This window comes from Noviherbaspirillum galbum (genome assembly GCF_010974945.1).
Classification (GTDB): Bacteria; Pseudomonadota; Gammaproteobacteria; order Burkholderiales; family Burkholderiaceae_D; genus Noviherbaspirillum; species Noviherbaspirillum galbum.
Map to the genome: position 1 here is coordinate 1 of NZ_JAAIVB010000003.1, position 17,613 is coordinate 17,613.

Consider the following 17,613-nt stretch of genomic DNA (forward strand, 5'->3'; position numbering starts at 1 on the left):
CGGTCGCATCGGTCTATCCCGGCATGGGAGGGAATGTCCTCATCGTCTGTTTCGTGGTGGTGGTGATCGGCGGCATCGGCTCGATTTCCGGCGCCCTGATCGCTTCCCTGCTGGTCGGCTTCGTCGATACCTTCGGCAAGGTGTTCTTCGCCCAGTTCAGTGGCATCGGCATCTACGTGCTGATGGCCATCATCCTGATCTGGCGCCCCGAAGGCTTGCGCAACAGGGGGTATTGAACCATGATCACGACCACCACCAACCCCGCGCCGGCGACGTTAACGACCGCCCCGACCATGCCCCATCCGCCCCACCCTTCCCGTTCACCAGGCTGGATCGTTCCCCTGGCGGCGCTTTTCCTGCTCGCCGCGTTGCCAGCATTCACCTCCTCGTATACCCAAGACCTGGTGTTGAAGATCATCGTGTACTCGGTGTTCGCGCTCAGCCTGGAACTGCTGGTCGGCACCACCGGCCTGGTCAGCCTCGGCCATGCCGGCTTCTTCGGCATCGCGGCCTATGTCACGGCGCTCGGCTCGCCCGAGGCCGAACCCGGATCGGTACTGCGCCTGTTGCCGCTTGCCATGCTGGCGGCCGGCGCCTATGCCGCCTTCGTCGGCGCGCTCAGCCTGCGCACGCGGGGCGTGTATTTCATCATGGTGACCCTGGCCTTCGCGCAGATGGCGTTCTATGTCTTCCATGACACATCCATCGGCGGCGGCAGCGACGGCATGTACCTCACCCTGCGGCCCGCGCTCGTCATCGGCGATGCTACCCTGGTCGACCTCGACAAGGGACCGCAGCTATATTACTTCGCGCTGGCCGCGCTCGGACTAACCTTCGGCCTGCTGTCGCTGGTCAAGCGCTCCCGCTTCGGCCAGGCGCTGGAGGGCATCCGCATCAACGAGCAGCGCATGCGCGCAGCCGGTTTCCAGACCTACTGGTACAAGCTGGCGGCCTTCATCCTGGCCGGCGTGCTCGCCGGCCTCGCGGGCTTCCTGATGGCGGCCAAGAACGGCACGGTGAATCCGGAAATGCTCTCATGGCATGAATCCGGCGCGGTGCTGATGATGATCATCCTCGGCGGCCTCGGGTCGCTCCGCGGCGCGGTACTCGGGGCTGCGGCCTTCGTGCTGCTCAAGGAATTCTTTTCTTCCGAAGCCTTGCTGGGCGACCTGGCGGCGCGCTGGCAGCTCACGCTGGGCATCACGATGATCTTCCTCGTCGCCCTGTTTCCGCAGGGGCTGGCCGGCATCGCCAAGCTGAAGGGCAGGCTGTTCCGCAGGCAAGCCGCCGCGAAGGAAACCGCATGACGCCCACGACCGACAGCCGCCCCTTGCTCCGTGCCGACGCCGTCAGCCGCCGCTTCGGCGGCCTCGCCGCCGTCAAGGACGTATCGGTGGACTTGCACCAGGGCCAGATCCATGCCGTGATCGGCACCAATGGCGCCGGCAAGTCGACCCTCATCAACCTCCTGTCCGGCGAAATTCCCGTTTCGGCAGGCAGGATAGAACTGAACGGCCGCGACATCACCCGCCTGGCCCAGCCCAGGCGTGCCCGCCATGGCGTGGGCCGCAGCTACCAGCGCACCACCATCTTCCCAAGCTTCACCGTCCTGGAAAACTGCCGGCTCTGCGCGCAGGCGGAGCTGCAGCGGCCCTGGGCCTTGTGGGAATCCGCCGGGCGCTGCAACCAGAGCCTCGCCATCGCCCGCCAAGCGCTCCACGACGCCGGCCTGTCCGACGCCGCCTCCTCGCTTGCCGGCAGCATGAGCCACGGCAAGAAGCGCCAGCTCGAGATCGCGATGTGCCTCGCAACCCGGCCGCGCGTGCTGCTGCTGGACGAGCCGCTCGCCGGCATGGGTTCGGAAGAGACCGAGCGCATGCTGTCCCTGCTGGAAAGCCTGAAGAAGGAGCACGCGATCCTGCTGGTCGAGCATGACATGGATGCCGTGTTCCGCGTGGCCGACCGCATCACGGTGATGGTCAACGGCACGGTGATCGCCAGCGGCGATCCGGAATCCATCCGGTCGAACGACGACGTCAAGGTCGCCTACCTCGGCACCCACTGATCATGAACAGGCCACGGGAATGACGATGCTGCACATCAGCGGATTGAACACCTATTACGGCGACAGCCACATCCTGCATGACGTCGGCCTGGACATCGGCGAAGGCCGCGCGGTCGGCCTGCTCGGCCGCAACGGCATGGGCAAGACCACCCTGATCCGCACGCTGATGGGCTACGTGCCGGCCGCTTCCGGCGCCATCAACTGGCGCGGCAAGGCCGTGGCCGGACAGCCCCCGGAACGGATGTCCCGGCTCGGCATCGGCTACGTGCCGGAAGGCCGCGGCATCTTTCCCAACCTCTCGGTGCGCGAGAACCTCGTCATGTCGGCCCGGCCGGGTCCGCGCGGACGCAAGGAATGGACGTATGAACGGGTGCTCGATACCTTCCCTCGCCTCAAGGAGAGGCTGGACCACGGCGGACAGCAGCTCTCCGGCGGCGAACAGCAGATGCTGTCCATCGGCCGCGCGCTGATGACCAATCCCGATCTCCTGATCCTCGATGAAGCAACCGAGGGACTGGCGCCGCTCATCGTGCAGGAGATCTGGAACGTGATTTCCCGGATTCGCGCCACGGGGATCAGCACGCTGATCGTGGACCGGAATTATCGGGCGGTGCTGGGGAATACCGATGAGGCGGTGGTGCTGGAGAAGGGGAAGGTTGTGGTGAAGGGAGAGTCGGGGTTGTTGCTGGGGTCTTCGGAGGAGTTGGGTAGGTATCTGGGGGTGTAGGGGCGATGCAGTGGTTGCGGCCACCCCGCCATCTGCGCCCGCCTCCGTCATCCGCACGGCGCTTCGTTATCCGCACCTACCTCCGTCATTCCCGCGAAGGCGGGAATCCCATTTAGGCCGTCCGGAGAGCCGCGCATTTGAATTCCTACCCGCGCGGCAATCACACCCTCAATTCGCCGCTTGCGAAAAATGCATCTGCATCAACTCGCTGAGCGCATCGAAAGACACCGGCTTGGTCAGGTGGCCGTCGAACCCGGCGTCCGACGCCATGTTCTTGTCCGCTTCCTGCCCGTATCCGGTGAGGGCGATCAGGAGGCTGCCGGTGGTTTCGGAGCCGGAGCGGAGCTTCCTCGCGACGTCGAAACCGGTCATGTCGGGCAGGCCGATGTCGAGGATCACGATCTGCGGCCGGAATGCGCGTGCCGCGTCGAGCGCGGCCTTGCCACTGTAGGCCTTGCCGATGACGTGGCCGTGGATCTCGAGCAGCGCGCCCAGCGTGTCCGCCGCGTCGATGTTGTCGTCCACGATGAGGATGCGGTGGCGGGCGGTGCCGAAGCTCACGCTCTGCTGTTCCGGCGCGGGGGCGGCGGCTTCGGCCAGCGCCGGCAAACGGATCTCGAAGGCGCTGCCGGAACCGGCTCCGCCGCTGCTGGCGCTGACGCGGCCATGGTGCATTTCCACCAGGGTCTTGACCAGGGCAAGGCCGATCCCCAGGCCTTCCTGCACGCGGTCAGGGAGGTGGCCAGCCTGGGCGAACAGCATGAAGATCGAATTGGCATCGTCGGAGGACAGGCCGATGCCGTTGTCCGTCACGCGGATCGCCACCTCGTCGCCCTCGCGCCTGACCTTGATTGCCAGCTCGCCCTCCTGGGGCGTGAACTTGGCGGCGTTGGTCAGGAGATTGCTCACGACCTGCGCGAGGCGCACGCTGTCGCCGAGGATGCGCAGGTCCTGCCCGGGCAGGTCGACCGTCAAGCGGTGCTGGTAGCGGTCGATGACGGCACGCGCCGACTCGACCGCGGCCTGAATGATGCTCTTGACGTCGACGTCTTCGAGGCGAAGGTGTATCTTGCCCTGAGAAACGCGCGCCACGTCCAGCAGGTCATCGATCAGCCGCACCATGTGGTCGGTCTGGCGCAGGATGATTTCACGTGCGTTTTCCTGCAACCTGGATGAGTTGGGTTCGAGGTGGCGCAACAGTTCCACCGCGCTGCGAATCGGGCCGAGCGGATTGCGGAGTTCATGCGCGAGCATGGCGAGGAATTCATTTTTCCTGCGGTCGCTCTCCCGCAGCTCCCGCTCCACCTTGCTCAGGCGCAGCAGCGCGCGGACGTTGGCCACCAGTTCTTCAGGCTCGATCGGTTCGAACAGGTAGTTGTCGGCGCCGCCCTCCAGCGCCCGGATCTTGTCGCCGGTGCCGATGTAGGAAGCCGAGGTTTGGAGCACCAGCACCATCTGGGTTTCAAGGTTGGTCTTGATCTGACGGCAAACCTCGAAGCCGTTGATGTCGGGAAGCTTGACGTCGAGCAATACAAGCGCCGGCTTATGGCTGGCGACCATCTCCAGCGCGTCGGTGCCGTTCCCGGCTTCGATTACGCGGAATCCGGCCCGGGTAAGAATGCGCGACTTGGCATAGCGGGCGGCTTCGGTATCGTCCACGTTCAGGATGAGTTCGCTGTCGGATGGTGGCGTCATGCTTGCCCGCTGGGTGTAATGGATCGTGGGTGTTCAGGAATTGCGTTTATGTAATCTTACGGCATGTGTAAGGGTAGGTCATTGATCAGTCCCTTTTGCCATGCCATGTTTACCCGGCTTGCTGGCGGCGTCCCGGCCGTACGGCGCCGTCAGGCGCTCGAGCATCGCCAGCAATTCCTCCCGGAAAACCGGCTTGATGAAGTAGGCATCGGCGCCGAGCGCGAGGCCCTTGGCCTTGTCGTCGATCTCGGTGATGACGATGACCGGCGTCCGCCCGTGCGTGCCGTCGCTCTTCAACCGGTTCAGCCAACTCCAACTATCCTCGCTGCCGAGGTGGATGTCCAGCACGATGGCGGCCGGGCTTGACTGCTCCAGCACCCGGTCCGCTTCCCAGGTGCTGCGCACGATCAGCGGCCGGAACGCCGTGTCGGCGAGATACTTTTCATAGAGCATCTGCATCTGCTGGCTGTCTTCCACGACCAGCACCGGTGAACGGCCGTCGTCCGGGACGGCGGGCGCCGGCACGCGCACGCCGGTTTCCTCTTCCGGCGCCCGGTAGCGCAGCGGCAGGCTCACATAGAAGGTCGAGCCGGCGCCGATTGCGCTTTCCAGGTGGATGCGCCCGCCGAGCAGCGAGGCGAGCTTACGGCACAGCGGCAGGCCGAGGCCGGTGCCCTTGAACTTCTTCTGCAGGCGGTTTTCCACCTGGCCGAATTCCTCGAAGATGATCTGCTGGTTTTCCGGCGCGATGCCGAGCCCGGTATCGCGCACCGAAAAGCGCACCGCCTGGTCGCCATCGACGAGTTCCGCGCGCACCCGCACCTCGCCCGCTTCGGTGAACTTCAAAGCGTTGGAGATGAAATTGCGCAATATCTGCGAGACCTTAGCTTCATCGGTTTCCATGACAAGTCCGGCGGCCGGATCGTCGAACACCAGGTCCACCCGTTCGCTGACCAGCAGCGGCCTGAGCATGCCGCGTAAGGCGCTGAACATTTCGCCGACGTCGAATTCCGCCGGGCGCACCTCGGTCTTGCCGGCCTCGATCTTGGCCAGGTCAAGCAGGTCGTTGACCAGTTCGCTGAGCGCCTCGGTCTGCTTGAGGATGAAGACGATCTGCTTTTCCTGCTCCGCGGACAGGTCGCCGTCGATGCGGTCCAGCAGCAGCTTGGACAGCGCCCGGATGGAAGACAGCGGCGTGCGGAATTCATGGCTCATGTTGGACAGGAAGCGTGACTTCATGTCGTCCGCCCGGCGCAGGTGGTCGGCTTTTTCATCCAGTTCGGCATACAGCGCCACGACCCCGCGGTTGGTGTCCTCCAGCTCGCGGGTAAGCTGCATCAGCTCATCCTGCTTGGCGCGCAACTCGGACAGCGTCTGCAGCAGCTCCTGGTTCTGCTGCTGCAGTTCGGCCAGGGTCAGGTTGGCGCCGGGCGGGACCGCCAGCCTTGCGCCCAGTTCGCCGACCTGCCTGGACCCGAGCAGCGGCGCGTGGGCGGGCAGCAGTTTCTTGAGCAGGATGGTGGTGCCCTGCCCGGCGCCGGTGCGGATGTCGAACTGGTCCATCAGCCGCCGGGCGCCGATGATGCCCAAGCCCATGCCGGTTGTCGACTGGTAGCGGCCGGACAGGATGAGGTCGAGGTGGGCGATGCCCGGCCCCTGGTCGGCGATGGTGATCACCAGCAGCTGGGGCACGGTCGCGCCTTCGATGGAAAAATCCACCCGACCGCTGCTCGCATAGTTGTAGACGTTGCGGGCCAGCTCGGAAACCGCGGTCGCGATGCGGGTCTGCTCCTGGCTGGCGAAGCCGCACAGTTCGGCGATCTGCCGGGCGCGCTGGCGCGACGCCACCACGTCGAGTTCATTGTTGATGACCACGGAGAGGATGCGCATGCCGTGTCCCTCCCTAGGCCTGGTGCTCGCGGACCACCAGCACGGTGGCGTCGTCGCGGCCGCGCGCGAAGTCGCGGTAGAGCACGCCAGCGATGACGCTCGGCTGGCAAAGGGCCAGGCCGGCATACTGGTTCAGGTCCCAGCGGGTGCCGATGCCGTCCGAGCAGAGCAGCATCAGGCTGCCGGCGTTCCATGGGTGCGTAAATTCCTGGACCTTGTGCATGTTGCTGCCGACGATGCCGTTGTGCGACACCATCTGGCGGCGCGCCGCGCCGTCGTAGATGCTGGCCATGATGTTGCCGACACCAGCGAATGTCACCTCTTCGGCGATGGTGTCGATGCGGGCGATACCGATGGCCGCGCCGCGCGTGGCGCGCAAGGCCAAGTGCATGTCCTGGATGGCGGCGGCAGGCGGCACGCCGGGATTCGCGGCGAGGACGTCGCACGCGGTTTCCGATGCCGCCGCTGCCAGCGGACCGTGGCCGAGGCCGTCGGCGACGAGGATGTGCGCCTCCGTCGGTCCGATGGCGAGAGCCCAAGCGTCGCCGCAGGCCGATTCGCCAGGCATCGGCACGCAGATCGCGCCCACGTGCACGGCGCCGGCAGGTCCGGTGCCGCCATCTCCATATACCGCCATGGCGATCACGGTGCCCTTGCCCGGTTCGGTGTGGATATCGAAGATATTGGCGACGCGGCGCATGGCGCCAAGCCCGATGCCGTAGCTGCCTGCGGTGGTATTGCCGTCCACCATGCTGCGGGCCGGATCGGCCATGCCGGGGCCGCTGTCGATCGCTAGAATCTCGACGCCCCCCGAGGCGCCGGCGCCGAGCGGGCGCACCAGGATCTCGCCCTTGCCGGCATGCTTGAGGATGTTGGTGGCCGCCTCGGTCGCGAGCAGGGCGACGTCGCCCGCCCTGGCTTCGGTCAGCCCCGCCCGGCGCGCGGCCTCCGCGGCAAGGCGGCGCGCCGCGCCGACCGCGCTGGCGTCGGCGACTTCCACGGCGACCTGGCGGAGGTTGGCGCTTAGAATGGTTTCCATTTGGTGATCTTGACTGTGGTGCCCTTGCCCGGCTCGGAGACGATGTCGAACTCGTCCGACAGGCGTTTGGCACCGCCCAGTCCCAGGCCCATGCCGCTCCCGGTCGTATAACCGTCGGTGAGCGCCTTCGCGATGTCGGGGATGCCGGGGCCATGGTCGACGAAGACCAGCGTGGCGCCCTGCCGCGGTCCGTTGCTGACCCTGATCAGGTGCGCCTCGCCGCCGCCGCCGTATTTGACGGTATTGCGTGCCAGTTCGCTGGCTGCGGTAATCAGCTTGGTCTGGTCGATCAGGCTGAAGCCCACCGAGACGAGGCAGCTGCGCACCGCCTGGCGCAGCCGCACCACGTCCTCGTCGGTGCGCAGGGGCACCACGACCGCGTCCATGTCCTTTGTGCTCAAACCCGTGGCCTTTCAATAAGCGTGCGTCGGCAGGCCAAGCGCTACTCCATGCGCTGCAGCAATGCGACGCCGCGCTCGACATTGAGCGCCGTCCGCACGCCATCCAGCTTGAGGCCGAGCTCGACCAGCGTGATCGCCACCGCCGGCTGCATGCCGACTACCACCGTGTGCGCATCCAGCACCTTGGCCATGGCCGCGGTATTGCTGATCATGCGTCCGATGAAGGAATCGACGATGTCGAGCGCGGAAATGTCGATCAGCACCCCCTTGGCGCGGTCCTTCACGATACGCGACGTCAGGTCGTCCTGCAGCGTCATCGCCAGCCGGTCGTGCATGTCCACCTGGATTGTCACCAGGAGGAGGTTGCCCATCTTGAGAATTGGAATTCGATCCATCATCGCACCATCGGGTGGGTCAGCCGTGGCCGACGGACGAGCCGGTGCGCTTGAGCGCGACCTGGAAGGCATCCGCCAGGGTCGCCTTGGTGATGACATCCTCGAGATTGACGCCGAGATGCACGATGGTCTGCGCGATCTGCGGACGGATGCCGCTGATGATGCAGTCGGCGCCCATGAGCCGGGCGGCCGCCACGGTCTTGAGCAGGTGCTGAGCCACCAGGGTATCCACGGTCGGCACGCCGGTGATGTCGACGATGGCGATCGATGCGCCTGTGTCGATGATCTTCTGCAGCAGGTTTTCCATCACGATCTGGGTGCGCGCGCTGTCGAGCGTTCCGATCAGCGGCACAGCCAGGATGTCCCGCCATAGCTGCACCACAGGCGTCGACAGCTCCATCAGCTCCTGCTGCTGGCGCAGGATCACCTGCTCGCGGCCCTTCATGTGTTCGTCGATGGTAAACAGGCCGAGGCGGTCGAAGAGGATGCCGGTATCGACGATTTCCTTCGCCAGCCCGGCCGCGTCGCTCTGAATCTCGGTGCGCAGCAAGTTGAACAAGGGCTCTTTCAGCGAAAACACGAAGGTCGCCGTCTCGACCGGCGTGAAGCCCTGGCGCTGGCGCGACTGCGAAATCTCGCTCAGCAGGCCGCGCACCTCGGACCAGGCGCCGGCCTGGACGTCATAGCTGCCCGATTCGAGCGCCTCCGCCACCAACGGCAGGAAGCGTATCGCCTGGTCGCGGAATTCCGCTTCCGCGCCGCGGTCCCGCCGGACGATGCGGGAGAACATGCCCTCCAGCCATCCGTTCAGCAGCGCATCCTGATGTTCGCGAAGTACCTTCGCCAGATTGCCTGTCGTCTCCCTGTTCATGCATGTTCCTTTTGTCGTGTGCCGAATGTAGTGATGGTTTCTTTGCGCAACGCTTGCCCGCGATGGGATTCGGCACAAATGGGGAAGGATTATAAACGTGACTACCTATCTTGCTGTTCGGATACCAACTATGTTGATATAAATCAATCCAAAGTCTGATTAATATGGCTAAGGGGATTTTCTCGAATTTGGCATTTTCACGAGAGCGGACAGTCGATTACCAGGTATTTTGGACTGCTGGAAGGGATTCCCGCCTGGGCAGTCATGACGGAGGCTGGTGCTGCCACCGGAGAGCAGAAAGGACCACGCCCCTATCGCGCCCCCGACTCCTGCACGAGCTCAGCCTGCTCCTTCAACCCCATCCGCTCCCATGTCTCGGCAGGAATATTCATCGCCGCTTGCGTCCGCTCCCCGGCATCGCGCCACGCATCGGCAACCGCCTCCCCCTCGGTAGGCAGGTTGCCATCCGAACTCGCATCCTCCGTGCTCCAGTGCCAGCCGGACTTCTTGCTGGCGCTGTCAAACGCATATCCCAACCCCTCGAGGATCTCCTTCCGGCTGGCATCGTCGCCGGAAAGCTTGCTGTTTTTAAACCCTGAACCGCCCTTGCTTTTCTTGAACATGATCTGAGAGCCGCATACCGGCATGGTGAATTGATAGACGATTGCTTCGCGTCTCCTGCATATGGGGACGAACGCGGCACGATCAACAGGTCTCCGCAGCGCCGGGGAAAGCGGACCAAGGTAATGACGGTATCTATGGCAGTCCGCGAAAAGGAAACGAATTGCAACTTTGTCATCCGCCGGATTTGGAGGCACGTTAGCTCCGGAAACCCACTTCCGAAGGCGCGAGATGGACGACAGCAAGGCATTTTCTCCGGGACGGCGCGCGGCGCTCGCTTCATTGCTCGGCGCGGCGGCCTCGGTGGCCTGCGGCGGGGGCGGTTCGTCGGTGACGCCACCCCCCTCGCCCGGTCCGGCACCTACGCCGTCGCCATCTCCTTCACCATCGCCATCACCCTCTCCGTCCCCTGCGCCCTCCCCTTCGCCGCCGCCAGTTCCCGTCGCGCGCCTCGCATTGAACGGCGCCGCCATGATCGGCCCGGACGGTATTCCCGTCATGCTGCGCGGCATGAACGAAGGCACCTGGGGCGAAATGCGCGCCACCGATGCGCCCATGATCGCGGCGCAAGGCGGCAACGTCGTCCGCGTGCTGATCCGCTGGTGGGGACTGTATGGCGGTTCCGACGTGGAAAGCCGGTTCGACGCGGCGCCGGGCCACTTCGACCCGGCCCACCTCTCCCAGTTCATGAGGGAAATCCAGTGGTGCATCGATGCCGGCCTTTGGGTGGTTCCGGTGATCGATTCGAACTGCGGGCAGAACGGCTTGCAGGATGCAAACATGGCGCGGTATTGCGATCCTTCGGGCACCTATCCGGGAGGCCGCAACTTCTGGACCGACCTCACGCAGCGCAAGCTGTTCAAGGACGCCTGGGTCTATCTCGCCGGCCTCCTCAAGGCGAAGCCGCGCATCGCCTTCTACGAACTGCTGCCGGAACCCTTGTCGGGACGGGACGCGTCGTGGGGCGACGACGTGTCGCAGTTCTACCAGGAATTGATGACTGCGATCGAAGACGAGGCCGGCGATCTACGCACGCCCTTCCTCGTCGGACCGCGCGACGCCTACAACATCAACCTTGCCGACGAAGCCTACATCGCCACGCCGCGCTGGAAGGACCGGGTTGTTTATACCGGCAACCTGTTCATCCGCACGAAAGGCACCCAGGCCGACAACATCGCGAACATCGACAGCCGGCTCGCTTCCCTGGTCGCGATGCGGAACACGCGCAACGTGCCGGTATTCATCCAGCAGTTCGGCGTGCGGACCGGGGACGATCCCGGCAACGTCTACCTTGATGCGGGCCTCAGCCGGCTGACGGCGGCGGGAGTCGGCTACACCGGCTGGCAATGGCGGCAGAACACCGCCAGCCCCGACGAATACGCGGTAATCATCGAAGATCCGGCGACCGGCGCCGACATCGTCAAGAGCGACGTGCTGGCGCTGTATTCGAAGTACTGGAAAGCCTGAGTCCGCCTGGATCGGCGCCAGCCCGTCCATGCATGCAGGCAAGCCGGAGGAAAAAAGCCCGGTCCGGCGCGATGAACGAGGCGGCGCGGACGGCATCAGAGTAAACTGCGCGGCAACACATCAATCGATACCATCCTGCCTCCAGTGAAAACTCCCATGCCCGATACCCCGTTCCAGTCATTCAACGACCTGCGCCTGAACCCGTCCTTGCTGCGCGTGCTGCAGGAACTCGGCTACGAATCGCCGTCGCCGATCCAGGCCGCCACCATTCCCATCCTGCTGGAAGGAAGGGATGTCATCGGGCAGGCGCAAACGGGAACCGGCAAGACCGCTGCCTTCGCCCTGCCCATCCTGTCCCGCATCGACATCAAGGCGGGCGCGCCGCAGGCCCTCGTGCTGGCGCCGACGCGCGAACTGGCGATCCAGGTCGCCGAGGCATTCCAGCGCTACGCCACGCACCTTCCCGGCTTCCACGTGTTGCCTATCTATGGCGGCCAGAGCTACGGCCCGCAGCTGAGCGCGCTGCGCCGCGGCGTGCACGTGGTGGTGGGCACGCCCGGCCGCGTGATCGATCATCTCGAGAAGAATTCGCTCGACCTGTCGCAACTCAAGACCCTGGTGCTCGACGAAGCGGACGAAATGCTGCGCATGGGTTTCATCGACGACGTGGAAACCATCCTGCAGCAGACGCCGTCCTCGCGCCAGACCGCGCTGTTTTCCGCGACCATGCCGCCCGCGATCAGACGCATCGCCCAAACCTACCTCGACAAGCCGGCCGAGGTCACCATCGCGGCCCGCACGGGCACCGCGGAAAACATCCGCCAGCGCTACTGGCTGGTGAGCGGCATGCACAAGCTCGACGCGCTGACGCGCATCCTGGAAGCCGAACCCTTCGATGGCATGATCATCTTCGCACGGACCAAGCTGGGGACCGAGGAACTCGCGACCAAGCTGCAGGCGCGCGGCTTCGCGGCGGCGGCAATCAATGGCGACATGGCGCAGCAGCAGCGCGAACGGACCATCCAGCTGCTCAAGGACGGCAGGATCGACATCCTCGTCGCCACCGACGTTGCGGCGCGCGGACTGGACGTGGAACGCATCAGCCACGTGATCAACTATGACGTGCCCTACGACCCGGAAAGCTATACCCACCGCATCGGACGTACCGGGCGCGCGGGGCGCAGCGGCGAAGCGATCCTGTTCATCGCGCCGCGCGAGCGCAACCTGCTCAAGGCCATCGAACGCGCTACCCGCCAGCCTGTCGCCCTGTTCGAGCTGCCCTCCATCCAGACCGTGAACGACGTACGCATCACCCGGTTCAAGGACCAGATCAGCGAGACGCTGGCGGCGGGCGGCCTGGAAGAATTCATGTCGGTGATCGAGGACTACGAGCGCGAAAAGAACGTGCCGGCCATCGAGATCGCCGCCGCGCTGGCGAAGCTGGCGCGCGGCGACGTGCCCCTGCTGCTGGACAAGGACAAGCGCGAACCGCGCGCCGAACGCCCCATGGCGGAGGACGGGCACGGCGCCGCCCAGGCCGGCCGAAGCGGCCGCACCGGCCCAGCCGCGACCAGGAAGGAGCACGTCGAGCGGCCGCCCGAGGCTGGCATGCAGACCTACCGCATCGAAGTGGGTTATGCCCACGGCGTCAAGCCGGGCAACATCGTCGGCGCGATCGCCAACGAGGGCGGCATCGCCTCCAAGCACATCGGCCGCATCGAAATCTACGATGACTACAGCACGCTCGACATGCCGGACGACATGCCGGACGACCTCCTCGATCACCTCGGTAAGGTGTGGGTCGCCGGCCAGCAGCTGCGCATCAGGCGCCTTGGCGGAGAAGGCCAGCATGGCGGCGGATCGAATGCCGGCAAGACCGCCTCCCGGAAGCCGGCCCCGGTCCACGCATCGGCATCGGCGCCTGCGCCTCGCAAGAAGGAAAAGGAAACCCGTCCGACGGCGCAGGACATCCAGACCTACCGCATCGAGGTCGGCCATGCCCACGGCGTGAAGCCTGCCAACATCGTTGGCGCGATTGCCAACGAGGCCGGTCTCGATCCGAAGTACATCGGCCGCATCGACATCCACGACGACTACAGCACCCTCGACCTGCCGGCCGGGATGCCCAAGGATCTTTTCAAGCAGCTGAAGTCGGTCGTGGTGGCCGGCCAGGCGCTTCGCATCAGCCTTGCGGCTGACGGACACGAAAAGATGGACAAGCGCAGCGCGCCGCCGGCAAGGACCAAGGGGCCGGCGCAAGGCAAGGATAAAGTTAAAGGCAAAGGCAAGGTCAATCGGGATCGGGAATGACGAAGAGGCCCCATGCCGCCCGAGCGCAACCGGACCTTCAGCCGCCCGTTTCAGCGATGAACTCCTGCCAGAGCCGGCGTGCCGTGCCACCGTAGCGCGTCATGGCGCGGACCAGAGCCTGGCGGGCTTGCTGCGGCATGATTTCCGGCGGCAGCAAGGGGTCGCGGATCAGCCGGGCGATCACGTGCCTGCCCAGCAGCATCGATTCCCGCAATTGCTGTTCTCGCGGCACCCGGGGTGAATCGTCGTGCCGGCGATCCAGCATCGCCGTGAGCGTCCGGTATTCGCGAGCCAGCGCCTCGGTGTTCCAGAGCTTGCCGGCACTTGCCAGCGCGGCCTGGTCCAGTTCGGTCATCCGGAAGACGATCGCGGACGGCGACAGGCCGAGTTCTACGAGTTGCTCGCGCACCCCGGAAACGCCGCCGCGCAGGTTGTCGGGACGCACCTGCAGGGAAGGCTTGAACTCGGCGAACCCGCGCAGGGACAAGGCGAGCCGGTGGTGCCGCCAGGCTGGTTTGTCCGAGCGAGCCACGGCAGCATCATGCACCGCGACCCATGCGCCATTCCAGGAGACGGTGCGCGCCTCCTTGCGCCAGTCATCGATGTCGCTTCGCAGTCCGCCGGCCGCCCGGTTGATGGCGTAGCAGCCGCGCTTAGGCTGCGAAATCTTTTTCTGTCCCAGGAGCCGGGTCAGCGCCACCCGGGCCGCAACGGGTTCGATGCCCATGACCTCGGCGCTGCGGCACAGCGCGCGCGCCGACAGCGGCTGTTCATGGGCGGTCAGCAGGTCGAGCATGAGGTCGGGCGCGGGAATGGCATCGAGGAAGATGTCGTTCGTCATGGTCGGCGACGCCTTGGCAGATATCGGGTCGATCGGAAAAGCGCTTTCGCCAATATTACACAACGTGTCCGGAGTTGTGTAATGTTGAAATGTTTTTTAGCATGTGCCCTGTTCCGTCATTGAGAAAATGGGGTCCGACATGCATGTCCTGGAGCTGATCGGCAAGGACGAACTCAAGCGCCTGAGCCGCCGGTCCGATGCGCGCGCGACCTGGATCGCCGCCTGCAACTTCGCCCTCGTCGCCGCGGGCTTCGCCATCCCCATCCTGTGGACGCACTGGCTGGCGTGGGCCGCAGGCGCGCTGGTCCTCGCGGGGCGCGCGCTGGGCCTGGGGATACTCGTCCACGATACCGCCCACCACGCCATGTTTACGTCGCGCGCCGTCAACGAATGGACGGGGCGCTGGCTGTTCGGCGGCCTGCCCAACGTGGCGTACCACCGTTATCGCGAGGGACACCTGGCGCACCATCGCCATGCCGGCACCGAGCATGACCCTGACCTTGGTTTCGTCGACACCTATCCGGCCAGCGGCGCGAGCTTGCTCCGAAAGCTGCTGCGGGACCTGTCCGGTATCAACGGCATCAAGAACATCGCCTACCAGGCGAGGACGTTCACGCTCCCCGGCCAGGCGCCTTTCCTGTGCAGCCACGTCCTGCTTGCGGGCAGCCTGTGGGCGGCCGGTCACGTCGAGGTCTATGGCTGCTGGTGGCTGGGACAGGTGTTCTTCTTCCCCCTGCTGGTGCGCCTGCGTGTGATGGGCGAGCATGGCGGCGTGCCCGACCATTTTTCCGGGGACCCGCGGCTCAATACCGGCACCACACTCGCTGGTCCGCTCGCCCGCTTGCTGGTCGCGCCCAACCGCGTGAATTTCCATATTGAGCATCACCTCGCGCCGGTGATTCCTTCCTATCGCCTGAAGGAAGTCCATGCGCTGGCCGTGGCGAAGGGGTGTTATGCCGGATTCGATTGCGTGCGGACGTCTTACGTCGATGTGCTGAAGCGATGCTGGAGCAAGACATCGGCGGCGCAGCGCCTGGCAGGCAAGCGACGGGCGGAGGGGATGCTCGGCAACATGCAGTGATGTGGCAAGGACTGCTTCGGACGGAGATTGGTCAGCCGTCGTCCCTCCCCAAAACAACACCCTCGCCCTCCTGCTCCGCCAAACGCATGCCAGGCAAACCTAGGGTGATACGATTACACCGTCAAAACCCGCCGGTCCACGCCCGCATCGCAATGAAAAACACCATCGCCAAAGCGCTTGAAGTCACCCGCATGGAACTCACCCTCTTCAAGCGCTTCCCGAAGTTGCGGCTGTCGGTTGCCGGCATCATCGTCATTCCCGCCCTGTATGCCTTGATCTACCTGGTGTCCGTCTGGGATCCGGCAAGCCGGACCGGGTCGCTGCAGGCAAGCATCGTCAATCTCGACCGCGGGACCGAGGCGCGCGGCCAGCAGGTGAATCTCGGCGCGGATCTCGCGCGCTCGCTTCAGGAGAAGCACACCTTCGGTTTCGTGGAATCGCAGGATGCGGAACAGGCCCGGCGCGATGTCAGGCTGGGCAAGAGCCTGTTCGCCCTGATCATCCCGGCCGATTTCAGCGCCAATGCGATCGGCGGAGAAACTCCCGGGGCCGGCAAGCCGGTGATCTATGCCTCCGAGGGCAACAACTACACCGGCGCCGGCTTCGCAAAGCGCTTCGCCGCCGAACTCGGCCACCAGGTCAACGAGATGCTCAATGAAAAGCGCTGGACGCTGGTGCTGGGCGAAGCAGCCGGCTCGACCGAAAAGCTTGGCCGGCTTCGTGACGGCATCTTCAAGCTGCGCGATGGCGCGCACGCGCTAGACGAGGGCCTCGGCAAGGCGGGCGAAGGATCGTCGAAGATTGCGGCGGGCACGGGCACGCTCGCCGAGAACGTCACCGCCTTGAGCGGCGGAGTCAAGCAACTTGCATCGGGTGCGCGCACGCTGGAAGCGAAGGCGCCGCCCGCGTCCGACTTGCAGGCGGTCAAGGATGGGGCGAGCCAGCTTGCGGCGGGCGAAAAAGCCATGCAGCAAGGCCTCGGCCAGCTCAACGCGGGCGCGGACAAGCTCGTGGCCGGCGCGATCGACATGCGCGACCAGACCAAGGGCATTCCCATCGTCGGCGGCAAGGTGTCGGCCGGCGCCGCCCAGCTTGCCGATGGCGCTGCCCAGCTGCAGTCCGGCCTGCGGACCACGGCGCAAGGACAGGCCAAGCTCGCCGGCGGCGCGGCCGCGCTGGACGGCGGCGTGACCAAGCTGGCCGACGGCTTCGCCGCCTATGCCGGCGGCGTATCAAAACTCGCTTCCAGCTTTCCGGCCGACGACAAGATGGATGCGCTGGCACGCGGCTCGAACGAACTGCTCGGGGCGACGCGGCAACTTTCCGGCGGCCTGGGCCAGCTCAGGACGGGCTCGTCGCAATTGTCCGGCGGCCTCGACCTTCTGGCGGATTCGCTTCCGGCAGGCGTGGCCGGACTGACCGGCACCGCGCGCGGACTAGCGCATTCGGTCGAGCCGGCAATCGAGATCGATGCCCCGGTGGAGACCAACGGCGCCGGCTTCGCGCCGAACTTCCTGCCGGTAGCCCTCTGGCTGGGCGCGACCATGACCGCATTCATCTTCCACCTGAGGCGCCTGCCGGAGTCGGCGGACGGCTACCCGCGGGCATCGCTTCTCCTTGGGAAGCTCGGCGTCCTGTGGCTGATCAACCTCGCGCAAGCCGTGCTGATCTTCATGATGGCCGCCTTCGTGCTGCAGATACACGTCGTGCACATGGCGGGCCTGGCGCTCACCATGGCGGCCGCCGTGCTGACCTTCATGCTGCTCATCCTGGCCCTCGTCCGCCTGTTCGGCGACGCCGGCAAGGCGGTCGCCCTGATCCTGCTCATCTTGCAGATGTCATCGGCCGGAGGCGTCACGCCGGTCGAACTGACCAATGCCTTCTACCGCAACGTCAGTCCTTTCCTGCCATTCACCTGGGTGGTCCGCGCGGTGCGCGCCAGCATGTTCGGCGCCTACGGCAGCGAGTGGCTGTCGGCGCTCGGCATGGTTCTGCTGTTCGCCGGCATCGCCTTCCTGGTCGCCATGCTTGCCGGCAAGTGGAAGTTCGTGCCGCCGCAGGAGCATCGTCCGGCCATGGACATCTGATAGCGTCTCCGCTTCCCCCGGCGCATGCGGGGACAAAACCCTCGCCTGATTGACCAAAGATCAATGCCGCGCCCCCGCGGCTTGATCTTGCGCCTGCCTGACCTATGCTGTTGGCGCATACGC

General features: G+C 65.3%; 15 protein-coding genes and 1 pseudogene. 8 read left to right on the top strand and 8 right to left on the bottom strand.

Features of this window, described 5'->3' with window-relative positions; genetic code table 11:
- The 4 genes and pseudogenes from G3574_RS00015 to G3574_RS00030 all read left to right on the top strand — a co-directional run.
- Positions 1-236 (top strand): annotated as a pseudogene (locus G3574_RS00015) (branched-chain amino acid ABC transporter permease); the annotation flags it as partial.
- Between the two features lie 57 nt (positions 237-293).
- Positions 294-1,307, top strand: a complete 1,014-nt coding sequence (locus G3574_RS00020; protein WP_163959840.1) for a branched-chain amino acid ABC transporter permease — start codon at positions 294-296, stop codon at positions 1,305-1,307.
- On the top strand, positions 1,304-2,065 hold the full coding sequence (locus tag G3574_RS00025; RefSeq protein ID WP_163959616.1) for an ABC transporter ATP-binding protein: 762 nt from the start codon (positions 1,304-1,306) through the stop codon (positions 2,063-2,065). Before G3574_RS00020 ends, G3574_RS00025 begins: the two co-directional genes overlap by 4 nt.
- A gap of 25 nt (positions 2,066-2,090) precedes the next feature.
- A complete protein-coding gene (locus G3574_RS00030; RefSeq protein ID WP_163959842.1) occupies positions 2,091-2,792 on the top strand; it encodes an ABC transporter ATP-binding protein in 702 nt (233 codons plus the stop codon).
- A 168-nt stretch (positions 2,793-2,960) separates the two neighbouring features.
- On the opposite strand, the gene G3574_RS00035 is transcribed toward G3574_RS00030, so the two are convergent.
- The 7 genes from G3574_RS00035 to G3574_RS00065 form a co-directional block, all read right to left on the bottom strand.
- Positions 2,961-4,487: an ATP-binding response regulator gene (locus G3574_RS00035; RefSeq protein WP_163959618.1), complete on the bottom strand. Its 1,527-nt coding sequence runs from the start codon at positions 4,485-4,487 to the stop codon at positions 2,961-2,963.
- 78 nt (positions 4,488-4,565) lie between these two features.
- A complete protein-coding gene (locus G3574_RS00040; RefSeq protein ID WP_163959620.1) occupies positions 4,566-6,377 on the bottom strand; it encodes an ATP-binding protein in 1,812 nt (603 codons plus the stop codon).
- A 13-nt stretch (positions 6,378-6,390) separates the two neighbouring features.
- Positions 6,391-7,416 carry an ATP-binding protein gene (locus G3574_RS00045; protein ID WP_163959621.1) on the bottom strand — a complete coding sequence of 342 codons (1,026 nt, stop codon included), beginning with the start codon at positions 7,414-7,416 and terminating at the stop codon, positions 6,391-6,393.
- Positions 7,401-7,802, bottom strand: coding sequence for an anti-sigma regulatory factor (locus tag G3574_RS00050; RefSeq protein ID WP_163959844.1), 402 nt, complete (start codon positions 7,800-7,802; stop codon positions 7,401-7,403). Before G3574_RS00050 ends, G3574_RS00045 begins: the two co-directional genes overlap by 16 nt.
- A gap of 56 nt (positions 7,803-7,858) precedes the next feature.
- Positions 7,859-8,212 carry an STAS domain-containing protein gene (locus tag G3574_RS00055; protein WP_163959846.1) on the bottom strand — a complete coding sequence of 118 codons (354 nt, stop codon included), beginning with the start codon at positions 8,210-8,212 and terminating at the stop codon, positions 7,859-7,861.
- Between the two features lie 19 nt (positions 8,213-8,231).
- Positions 8,232-9,083, bottom strand: coding sequence for an STAS domain-containing protein (locus G3574_RS00060; RefSeq protein WP_163959624.1), 852 nt, complete (start codon positions 9,081-9,083; stop codon positions 8,232-8,234).
- 311 nt (positions 9,084-9,394) lie between these two features.
- Positions 9,395-10,177: a hypothetical protein gene (locus G3574_RS00065; RefSeq protein ID WP_163959625.1), complete on the bottom strand. Its 783-nt coding sequence runs from the start codon at positions 10,175-10,177 to the stop codon at positions 9,395-9,397.
- On the opposite strand from G3574_RS00065, the gene G3574_RS00070 reads away from it, so the two are divergent.
- Both G3574_RS00070 and G3574_RS00075 read left to right on the top strand, forming a co-directional pair.
- Entirely contained in the window at positions 10,176-11,171 is a 996-nt protein-coding gene (locus G3574_RS00070) for a cellulase family glycosylhydrolase (RefSeq protein ID WP_163959627.1), read from the top strand. The two genes, G3574_RS00065 and G3574_RS00070, sit on opposite strands and share 2 nt — an antisense overlap.
- Before the next feature lie 156 nt (positions 11,172-11,327).
- Positions 11,328-13,481 carry a DEAD/DEAH box helicase gene (locus tag G3574_RS00075; RefSeq protein WP_163959629.1) on the top strand — a complete coding sequence of 718 codons (2,154 nt, stop codon included), beginning with the start codon at positions 11,328-11,330 and terminating at the stop codon, positions 13,479-13,481.
- A gap of 37 nt (positions 13,482-13,518) precedes the next feature.
- On the opposite strand, the gene G3574_RS00080 is transcribed toward G3574_RS00075, so the two are convergent.
- Entirely contained in the window at positions 13,519-14,322 is an 804-nt protein-coding gene (locus G3574_RS00080) for a PaaX family transcriptional regulator (RefSeq protein ID WP_163959631.1), read from the bottom strand.
- Positions 14,323-14,461: 139 nt separating this feature from the next.
- Between G3574_RS00080 and G3574_RS00085 the strand changes: the two genes are divergently transcribed.
- Together G3574_RS00085 and G3574_RS00090 are read left to right on the top strand one after the other, a co-directional pair.
- Positions 14,462-15,403: a fatty acid desaturase family protein gene (locus G3574_RS00085; RefSeq protein WP_163959632.1), complete on the top strand. Its 942-nt coding sequence runs from the start codon at positions 14,462-14,464 to the stop codon at positions 15,401-15,403.
- Positions 15,404-15,555: 152 nt separating this feature from the next.
- Positions 15,556-17,490, top strand: a complete 1,935-nt coding sequence (locus G3574_RS00090; protein WP_163959634.1) for a YhgE/Pip domain-containing protein — start codon at positions 15,556-15,558, stop codon at positions 17,488-17,490.
- Positions 17,491-17,613: the final 123 nt, after the last annotated feature.